The organism is Ralstonia sp. RL (assembly GCF_001683835.1).
GTDB lineage: Bacteria > Pseudomonadota > Gammaproteobacteria > Burkholderiales > Burkholderiaceae > Ralstonia > Ralstonia mannitolilytica.
This window is the reverse complement of record NZ_LWRX01000117.1, coordinates 1-9,025: the sequence shown is the minus strand read 5'-3', so window position 1 is coordinate 9,025 and position 9,025 is coordinate 1. Positions and strand designations below refer to the sequence as shown.

At 66.7% G+C, this 9,025-nt stretch carries 9 protein-coding genes and 2 pseudogenes; 2 read left to right on the top strand and 9 right to left on the bottom strand.

Annotated features, from left to right (window positions below):
* Positions 1-857 (top strand): annotated as a pseudogene (locus tag A6M56_RS11065) (zinc metalloprotease HtpX); the annotation flags it as partial.
* Positions 858-881: 24 nt separating this feature from the next.
* Positions 882-2,033 carry a S1C family serine protease gene (locus A6M56_RS11060; protein ID WP_102080537.1) on the top strand — a complete coding sequence of 384 codons (1,152 nt, stop codon included), beginning with the start codon at positions 882-884 and terminating at the stop codon, positions 2,031-2,033.
* Between the two features lie 18 nt (positions 2,034-2,051).
* Here the strand turns inward: A6M56_RS11060 and A6M56_RS11055 are convergent, their stop codons facing one another.
* The 9 genes and pseudogenes from A6M56_RS11055 to A6M56_RS11015 form a co-directional block, all read right to left on the bottom strand.
* Positions 2,052-2,516, bottom strand: coding sequence for a lysozyme (locus A6M56_RS11055; RefSeq protein WP_102080538.1), 465 nt, complete (start codon positions 2,514-2,516; stop codon positions 2,052-2,054).
* On the bottom strand, positions 2,513-2,989 hold the full coding sequence (locus tag A6M56_RS11050) for a hypothetical protein (protein ID WP_102080539.1): 477 nt from the start codon (positions 2,987-2,989) through the stop codon (positions 2,513-2,515). Before A6M56_RS11050 ends, A6M56_RS11055 begins: the two co-directional genes overlap by 4 nt.
* Entirely contained in the window at positions 2,986-3,291 is a 306-nt protein-coding gene (locus A6M56_RS11045) for a DUF6127 family protein (RefSeq protein ID WP_102080540.1), read from the bottom strand. The genes A6M56_RS11050 and A6M56_RS11045 overlap by 4 nt, the downstream gene beginning before the upstream one ends.
* 137 nt (positions 3,292-3,428) lie before the next feature.
* Positions 3,429-3,650 carry a hypothetical protein gene (locus A6M56_RS11040; RefSeq protein WP_102080541.1) on the bottom strand — a complete coding sequence of 74 codons (222 nt, stop codon included), beginning with the start codon at positions 3,648-3,650 and terminating at the stop codon, positions 3,429-3,431.
* On the bottom strand, positions 3,643-5,667 hold the full coding sequence (locus A6M56_RS11035) for a hypothetical protein (RefSeq protein ID WP_102080542.1): 2,025 nt from the start codon (positions 5,665-5,667) through the stop codon (positions 3,643-3,645). The genes A6M56_RS11040 and A6M56_RS11035 overlap by 8 nt, the downstream gene beginning before the upstream one ends.
* 3 nt (positions 5,668-5,670) lie before the next feature.
* Positions 5,671-6,066 (bottom strand): hypothetical protein, encoded by a 396-nt coding sequence (locus A6M56_RS11030; protein ID WP_102080543.1) that lies wholly within the window; start codon positions 6,064-6,066, stop codon positions 5,671-5,673.
* On the bottom strand, positions 6,063-7,148 hold the full coding sequence (locus A6M56_RS11025; RefSeq protein ID WP_102080544.1) for a hypothetical protein: 1,086 nt from the start codon (positions 7,146-7,148) through the stop codon (positions 6,063-6,065). The genes A6M56_RS11030 and A6M56_RS11025 overlap by 4 nt, the downstream gene beginning before the upstream one ends.
* Before the next feature lie 3 nt (positions 7,149-7,151).
* A complete protein-coding gene (locus A6M56_RS11020) occupies positions 7,152-8,420 on the bottom strand; it encodes a hypothetical protein (protein WP_102080545.1) in 1,269 nt (422 codons plus the stop codon).
* 28 nt (positions 8,421-8,448) lie between these two features.
* Positions 8,449-9,025, bottom strand: a pseudogene (locus tag A6M56_RS11015) (hypothetical protein); the annotation flags it as partial.

Here is a 9,025-nt window from a genome sequence, read left to right as displayed (position 1 = left end):
CACCGCAGGAAGCCTGCTGTTCGGGGAAAGCGGCCTGTGGCTCGCGCTGTTTGCCGTTGCAGGCACGCTGTTGCTGGAACCGGCAGCCGCATCCGCCTTGACCTTGCGCCTATACCGCGCCCGGGCGCTGCACCCGCACGAAGCCCCGGAAATTTGGGCCCTGTTGCGCGAGCTGTCCGTCCGTGCCGGTTTGCCCGCAACGCCGGTGCCGCACTACGTGCCCAGTGCCGTCGTCAACGCCTTCGCCACCGGATCGAAGCAGGAGGCATCGATCGCCCTCACCGATGGCCTGCTGCGCCGCCTGAGCCCACGCGAGCTGGCGGGTGTGCTCGCGCACGAGATCGCGCACATCGCCAATGAGGATCTGCGTGTCATGGGGCTGGCGGATTCCGTCAGTCGCCTCACGAGCCTGCTGGCTATGGTCGGACAGATCGCTATTGTGTTCAGCTTGCCCGCACTGCTGGCCGGCGCGGTGGCGGTCAATTGGCCTGGACTGCTTCTGCTGATCGCCTCGCCCCAGCTGGCCCTGCTCGCACAGCTCGGCCTGTCTCGCGTGCGTGAGTTCGATGCTGACCGCCTCGCGGCGGAACTGACTGGCGACCCGCACGGGCTGGCGTCTGCGCTGGCGAAAATCGAGCGGGTCAGCCGCTCCTGGCGTGCCTGGCTGTGGCCGGGATGGGGCAATCCCGAGCCCTCCTGGTTGCGCACGCATCCGGCAACGCAAGAGCGCATCTCACGCCTGCTGACGTTGGCGCCTGGGCCAGCATCAGCGTTGCCACTCCACGCGCCCCATTTTTTGCCGGAATCCGCTTTGGCGACGCGTCCGCCGCGCTGGCCCGAGCGGGCTGTGGCGCTGATTGCCCATCAACAGGAGACTTCTCATGACCTATCTCGACCCGTACCAACGCCCCGCGCCGGACCACTTCGTCCGTCGCTGGCTCTTCATCACCGCCTGCATTGCCGCGCTCATGCTGCTGTGGCAGTTCCTGCCTGCCATCGAGGCCTGGTTCAGTCCGCGCGAGGCGGCAGAACGCACCGTCACGGCGCGTGGCGATCTGGCGGCGGACGAGAAAGCCACCATCGAATTGTTCGAAAAGTCGCGCGCCTCGGTGGTGTATATCACCACCGCACAGCTGATACGCGATGTCTGGACGCGCAATGTCTTCTCCGTGCCCCGCGGTACCGGCTCGGGCTTCATCTGGGATGACGCCGGCCATGTCGTGACCAACTTCCACGTTATCCAGGGCGCGTCCGAAGCCACCGTCAAACTGGCCGACGGCCGCGACTACCAGGCCGCGCTGGTGGGGGCGAGCCCCGAGCACGACATAGCCGTGCTCAAGATCGGCGTCGGTTTCAAGCGCCCGCCGGCCGTACCGGTGGGCACCAGCGCCGACCTCAAGGTAGGCCAAAAGGTCTTTGCCATTGGCAACCCCTTCGGCCTGGACTGGACGCTCACCACCGGTATCGTCTCCGCGCTCGACCGCTCGTTACCCGGAGAAGCGGGCGGCCCGGCCATCGATCACCTGATCCAGACCGACGCCGCCATCAACCCTGGCAACTCCGGTGGGCCGCTGCTCGATTCGGCAGGAAGGCTCATCGGCATCAACACGGCGATCTATAGCCCCTCCGGCGCCTCGGCCGGGATTGGTTTCGCCGTGCCGGTGGACACCGTCATGCGCGTAGTCCCGCAACTCATCAAGACCGGTAAGTACATCCGTCCGGCGCTGGGCATTGAGGTGGACGAACAGCTCAATCAGCGCCTGCTGGCGCTGACTGGAAGCAAGGGCGTGTTCGTGCTGCGTGTGACCCCCGGCTCGGCGGCGCACAAGGCCGGCCTCGCGGGTGTTGAAGTCACGCCACAAGGCATCGTGCCCGGCGACCGCATCATCGGTGTTGATGGCAAGGCGACGGACGATGTGGCTAAGCTGCTCGCGCGGCTGGACGACAGGAAGGTCGGTGATGTGGTGGTCTTGTCGGTGGAACGGGCCGGCAAAACGCGGGAAGTGCGCGTGGAGCTGCAACCGGGGATTTGATCGAGTCGACCCGGCCTATCAGGCGGCGCGGAGCAGGCAAGTCGCTTCGGCCTCCCGCCGCGTGACAAGCCCCGGCAGCACCTTGCCACCGCCAAAGACCCACCGCCGCAACTCGGTTGCGGCGCTGGGCCAGTCGCGCTGATTGACGCGCCGTCGCAGCGTCGATGTCTGCAACCGCCCTGCGCCAAGGTTGAACGTGAAATCTACGATGGCCGCGAGTCTGCTCTCGGGTTCGGTGGCCAGCACCGGGCAGTAGCGCAGGGTGGCGGTCAGCGCGATTCTCAAGTCGTCCGCCAGGTAGCGATCCGCCTCGACCTCCGTGATCGGCGGATGATTCGGATCGCAGAGATGGCCGTAGCCGATGGTCCAGTAGCCAGCTGGGCAGACGTAGGGATGCGCGCGGCCGGGATCGGCTCTCGGCACCCGATGGAACCCCTCGAAGCGCTTGGCCAGATCGATGGCCGCCTGTGGCACTCCGATCACGGTCGCACCCGGTCAAACACGCGCCCCAGGAACCAGAAGTTCAGCACCCCGGCCCACAGCGCCTGGTCGGCCTCGGTCCACGCGTGCAGGACGGCCACGCCCCATCCCGTGCCGGCAGTCACGGCGGCTGCGAACGCCGCCGTCTTGGCCGCGCAGTACAGCGCCATGAACCAGTAGGTGATCACGGGCCGCACGCTTCTGGACAGCGCATCGGCCCAACACACGCCAGTTTTCTCTCCCTGCGTGCGCACGGCTTCGCGCAGCGCCTCGATGGCTTCGGTGTTCCACGCCGCATCCGCGCTCGCGTCGATCTCCGCCATCCGCTGCGCGCCGCGCAGCTTCTCGAACTCCAGCGCCTTGTCCTGCATCGCCAGCTCGTGGCCGCGCTCGCCCTTGCGGTCGAGCCATTTCAGGATTTCCGGCGCGAGACGGAAGGCTCCGCCGAGGAGGCCACCGAGCAAGGTCTCGATCATTGGGAGCCTCCCATCAGCTTGAGCTTGATGGCGGCACCCACCAGCAGCGCGGCCAGGATGCCGGTCGTGACGACCTTGATGGTGGTCTGCCACGCGGTGCGCCGGGCATCGCGCCACGCATCCAGCAGATCGCGCAGTTCGCGGATGTCGCGGGCGGCACTGCCGTTCTCCAGGCCGAGATGGGCGAGGCAACGCTCGGCTCCGCGTTGGGCGGCGCGGTCGAGCAGCTCGTCGAAGTCTTCGCGGCGCAAGAGCAGCATGTTCTCGACGAGCGCGGGCTGTTGTTGTTCGGGATCGGTCATTGGCTTTCTCCAGACAACGAAGTTGCGGCGTAGGCTCATGTGGCGCAGCCACGTGATGCCGGAGCCAAATGCGAAACCCGCCTGATGTGTCGGCATCGAGGCGGGTCTCAGGGGTGAATCGGTGAAACGGTGGTGCTTTAGATTTCGATGATCTCCAGGGTCAGACTGGGCGCGATGCCTTCGACGACGTCATCGCGCACGAACACTTTCTGGCCGACGGCCGCGTTGCCACGCGCCTTGATCAGGCCGCCACCCGGCAACGCGACGGTGACCACGCCGGAGCCGACGTCGATCGCCGTGCCCGCCTGCAGCGGCGGGTCGGGGATTAGCTGGCGGAACTGCTCGTAGAGGTTATGCATAGCCCTGCACCCCCAGCGTCTGCCAGACCTCGGGCATGCCCGCCTCGATTTGCGTCGAGCGCACGAGGCCCAGCCGGGTGACGCTGCCGTCCTGGTACTCGACGAACGCCCCCGGCTCGATGATCCCGGTCTCGGCGAGCACCGGCAGGCGCAGGCTGACTTCGATCTGGTGCCCGGTGTCGGCGAGCACGGCGATGCCACGCTGGCGTGCGGCGGCGGCCTCGGTGATGAGGGCATCGACGACCATCGGTGCCAGCACGTCTCCGGCGGTACCGGCCCGCGTCACCTGCCCGAGCACGCCCACGCCCTGCCCGGACACGAACACGCGGTTGTAGGTGGGCTTCTCCAACCAACGCAAGGATTCGCGGGCAACGGCATCGACGGGCAGCACGAAATCAGGCGTGACGGTGGTCCATTCCCAAGGGGCAACCGGATAGTGGTGGCGCACGCGGATGCGCTGGTCGTAGGGATGCGGGATCAGGTAGCCCCCGACCGCACTGGCGATGGCGGTCAGCGCCTCGATCCACGTCCCTTGCCGTGCGAACACGCCAGCCGGGACGTTCCAGTCCGTGAGACCCCAATCGACCGTCCAGCCCAGCGGGATGCCGTTGAGCGTGAGGACGTCGTCCATCAGCTGCCGCGCGGTGCGTGCCTCGGCGTTGCCGAAGGTCATTACCGGTGCATAGGGCGCGGCCAGCACGGCGTTGCGTCCACGACCGGAGATGCGGATGCTCGCGTCACCGAAGATGCGCTCGCGGCTGATGCTCTCAGCCAAGACGCGGAATGCCGTGCCATTGATGCTGGCGACCAGTTCGACCGGGCCGGTGGCGCTGCCGGGTGCCACCAAGGTTTCCGCCTTGGCAGGCAGTTGCGCATCGAAGCCCCACGCCCAGGATGCGGCGTCGAGCGACAGCGAGAGACTGAACAGCGGCACCGGCATGCCATCGGGCAGGCGGTGCAGCGTCACGTTGTTGATCACGAAGTACACCCTCCGGACAGGAACGACCACCGGCTCCCCTCCGGGCGGCGGCTCGGTATGGTTTTCACAGAGGAACAGCAAGTGGCCGTCCGCTGGGGCCAGCGCGGCGAACAGCAGGTGCGCGCTCTGCGTGTAGCAAGGTTGCGGCGCGGGCGGTTCGGTAACGATCCACACTGTGATCCCGGGCGGGGGCGGAACGGCCTCCTGATACCTGCCGTGCCAACCTTTCGGCGCAGGGCTGGCGCTCTGGAAGTCGGCGCCTTGATGCTGGGTGAGCAGCCGCGCGACTTGCCAGAAAGCGACTCGACCGGCGCGCTTGGTGCGATCACCATCCTGATGCCGGAAGCGCGTGGCGTCCCGCATCGGAACAGCGTTTTGGTACAGACCCTGGCGGGCCAGTTCGAGGTGCGTCCCATCTTGATGCGCGAACCACGTCGCATCAATCAGACGCGTGGCCTGCTGCTGAGCCGTGCGGCGCTGCTCCGGCGCGGCGGCCAAGATCGGGGGCAACCGGTGCGCGATGCCATGTGGCGATGCGAGCGTGCGCTTCCAGAACGTCTCCCAGCCTGCGGGCGTCGCGGCCGCATCCTGCTGGCCGTGATCCGCGCCGTCCTCCGTCTGCCGCGCCACTTGCCAGTGGTGCGCGGTCTGGCCGACTGTGGGCCGCTGCGTGTGCGACGCGTATCTGACCTCGCCCGTGAAGACCACGCCGGGCAGGCTTGCGCCAGCACCAGCCCCCACATTCAAGGGCACGCTCGGGCGCAAGACCAGTGACTGCACCGTCAGGCCCGGGAGCTGGGCTAACAACTCGGCCCGTGCCGGTGGGATGAACTTGATCGTGACGACCGGCAGCGGCAGTGTGGCCTGCACCGTCACATCGTCGCGCGGCGCGATGTAGTTGGCCCCGAACACCAAATTGGCGTCGGTGGCGGCAGGTTGATCGAAGAGCAGATCGACCAGGGGCGGACCGACGACTACGGTGACGGCGGGCGCGGGCAACGCGGCGACCAGAGTCACCTCGTTGGGAACGGCAGACACGGCTTACCCCAGGATCGCCGACACTATCCGAGCATCACCGCCCAGGTACAGATTGGTGCTGGCCAGCTTCACGTCGCCGCTACCGTCGGTGCCGCTGCAGTCGAGATCCAGGGCGGTCACCTCGTTGCCGTTCACCAGCCGCGCCCAGGTGGCCACGCCCGTGGCCGTGATCAGCCCGTCCTCCTGCTGCGTGAGCGTCAGCAACCCGCCCGAGATCGTGCCGGCGGGCTTGGTCAGCTTGATCTCGACCAACATCGCACTGCTCGGCGTCGTGGACGGCGTGGCAGGGCGCGCCCCGCCGTAGATGCGCAGACGCGCCGGATTGCTCCCCGCATCGAGGAACGCGAGCGTGCCCGCAAGCCGCGCCTCGTTGTGCTCGACAGTGATGGCGACGGTCATGGCATCGGTCCCGGCTTGAGGTTGTCCGCGATCACGGCGCGGTACATCTGCTTGTAGTCGTAGCTGACCACGGTGTATCGCTGCGCCGGGTCCAGCAGCTCGAATCGGTAGTTGCCGCTGGCATCAGACCAGGTCTCGGCGACCAGGACGCGGGCGTTCTCGCTGATGAGCTGCACCCGTCGCACCAGCGGTTGGTCGGGCTGGCCCTTCTCTTTCACTGTTCCGGCGATCACGCCGTGACCGCTGAAGTGAATGTCCTTGCGCGCACTGGGAAACGTGCGCAAGCGCCAGTCGTAGCCGCCATCCCGGCTCCACAACTCGCTCGATGGGCTGTTGCGGCGGATCAGGTCGACGTGGGCGTTGACGCCGATGTCGGCAGCGGGATCGGGCAACACCGAGGTCGAACCACCAGCCAGCCGCACCAGCTCGTAGTCGGTGTTCACGCCCACGGTCGCGGGAAACGCGGGCAGACCGGAAGGCGTGTCGCCTGCGATGGCGTGAACGCGCGCCGTGGCCCCGTACAGGAACACGCCCGGAATCAGCTTACCCCGGTAGGCCGCATCCCCGACCTGGAACATCAGCACGCCGCCGGCCTTGAACTGGATCAGGCGCGCCCACGGCACCCCATTCGCATCGAACGCGCCGACGATGACTTCGCAGCGCAGGATCATCCGCTGACCGACGTTGAAGGCCGGGGCCGCGTCGGGCATCCCGGCAATAGGCTTCGCGCCATCGTTGACGCCGCCCGTCACCGCCGCCCCGTCGCCAAAGCCGCTGTTCCAGCGCGAAACGGTCCACGCGCCATCGAGATGCGCGAACCGGAAGCCTTCGGCTCCATTGCCCGTCGTCATCCACAGGCCGATGTGCTTGCGGGCGCTCGGGTCGGTCAGCAACTCGACATCGGCCTCGAACCAGAAATCGCCGTGTGCCGTTTCATTGAAACGCAGGATCGACTGTCCATTGGGTGCAGAGATGTCGATGGCCTGCTGCGCGCCGTTGTAGCTGGCGGACATGCTGCCGAGCACCGTGGTGTAGCCGTTCGCCGGTGCCGTGGCGAAGGTGTCGTTGAGCGGGTAGCCCACGCCTCACCTCCACGGCCCGGTGATGTCAAATGCGATCTGCGCCCCCTCGGTTTCCGAGCTGTACTGCGTCCTGACCAGCAGGAACCGCTTGCCGGCCTGCCCGACCACGTTGTCGACGATGGTCTGGTCGCTGTACGGACGGTCTTGAGGCATCCACAGCATTCCCGGCATCAGGCCACGCATATGGCCGTCCTCCTGACGCACGTAGGTCGGCAGCAGCCACAGGCTGTAGTCCGCTCCGTTCGGGAACGGCATCGACCCGCGCCCGCAGATCTGCTGGCCGTTGTTCGTGTTCAGCGAGGTGGTTGCCCAGCGCACCGGGTTGCCGAGCTGGGTGTGATTGCGCAGCAGCACCTTGCCGGTGAAGTCGAGCGAGGAGACCAGGCCATAGGCGTTGTACTGGCCGGGGTAGCTGATGTATTGGTTGTTCAAACTCCAGTACAGGTCGTCGGCGCAGAGCACCGTGGCGTAGTTGTCGCCCGGCTTGAAGCTCGTGATGTCGCCGAAGCAGTAGCTGTTGCGCCCGTACCAGCCGTACCCGGCGGCATTGGTGACGAAGAGATAGAACAGCCGGTCATCGCCCACCAGCACCCAGTTGCGATTGCCGCCGCCGTTGTCGCCGTAAGTGTCGTAGCCGGTCTGCCGCGCGTGGTACCACTTGTACCAGCCCCACTGATTCGCGGTGACCTGCTTCCAGTTCTGCGTCGGGCTATTCGGGTCGTAGGGAGCCTGCGCGCCGACGACGGTGTCGATGTCCGACAGATCCTCGACGATGCCGACGTTGGCCCATTTGGCCCAGCCCGTCGTGTAGTTCGGCGTCTTGAGGCCGTCGTCGATCAGTAGGAGGTTCTGCGGCGAAGCCGGGTTCTTGCTGCGGTAGGCTGCCTTGTTCGTGCTGGCGAAGGGCTTCTCCCAGCCCAACGGGGCGACCTTGGCGGAAAGGCTGGTGGCGGTCGTCGCGGGAGACACGGGCGTGCCGGTCACCGCGTAGGTGAACGTGGTCGTGGTGGTCGCGAGCACGCGGAACAAGCCGTTGTACTCGGGCTGATCGGCCCCCGCGATCAACACCACCTGATCGCGCAGGTAAGCGTGCCCGGAGGTGATCGTCGCCGTCGCAACCCCATTGGCGAAGGTCAGCGAGTCGATGGCCTTCAGGGCGAAGCCGTTGACGAGGCATGCATCGAGCATCGTCACCAGATCGCCCCAGTTGTTGGCGATCTGCGGCGCGCCCGCCATGCCACTACTGAAGTACTTGACGGTGAGGTCGGTCATACGAATTCCTGTGGGAAGGTTTCGGGAATCAAGGGGTGTCCACGTCGCCGCGAATCAGCAGCGTGAAGTTGTCGTCGGGCACGGATTCCGGCCCCTGCTGCACGGTGCGCACCACCCACACTGGGAACTGCGCCCCGATGGTGTTGAAGCGCAGCACGTTGCCGGTGGCCCAGCCGTTGCCCCACCCGAGGGCGGGAAGATGGAAGTACGGCACGCCGGTCGCCGGGTTGTTGGGGGCGCAATCGGTGCTGGTGTTGCCGGTGGCGATCACGCCGACGTTCTCGCCGATCACTTCGAAGGCGGTGCTGTTGGTGAAGCGCACGATCCAGCGTTCGGTGACCGCGCCGCGATTGGTGACGCGGATCGGGTATTGCGTGTTGTTGAAGGTCGCGGTCGCCGAGCTGCCCGACAGCGCGTCGACCCAAGCGCCGCTCCAGGTCGCCTGATCGAACACCAGACTGACGCGGGCGAACAGGTCGCCGGCCACCAGCGCGCTGGAAACGAAACTGCCCGAGGCGGGATCACCGGGGTTGGCGAGCGGGTACGCGTGCGTCAGCGGGCGCGTGAAGCTGATCTCGCCGTTGATCTGCACGTCGCGCACCACG

Excerpts from the sequence above, each read along its gene's own strand:
- A6M56_RS11045 (WP_102080540.1), bottom strand. The coding sequence starts at position 3,291 with ATGACCGATCCCGAACAACAACAGCCCGCGCTCGTCGAGAACATGCTG.
- A6M56_RS11030 (WP_102080543.1), bottom strand. The coding sequence starts at position 6,066 with ATGACCGTCGCCATCACTGTCGAGCACAACGAGGCGCGGCTTGCGGGC.
- A6M56_RS11060 (WP_102080537.1), top strand. The coding sequence starts at position 882 with ATGACCTATCTCGACCCGTACCAACGCCCCGCGCCGGACCACTTCGTC.
- A6M56_RS11020 (WP_102080545.1), bottom strand. The coding sequence starts at position 8,420 with ATGACCGACCTCACCGTCAAGTACTTCAGTAGTGGCATGGCGGGCGCG.
- A6M56_RS11050 (WP_102080539.1), bottom strand. The coding sequence starts at position 2,989 with ATGATCGAGACCTTGCTCGGTGGCCTCCTCGGCGGAGCCTTCCGTCTC.
- A6M56_RS11040 (WP_102080541.1), bottom strand. The coding sequence starts at position 3,650 with ATGCATAACCTCTACGAGCAGTTCCGCCAGCTAATCCCCGACCCGCCG.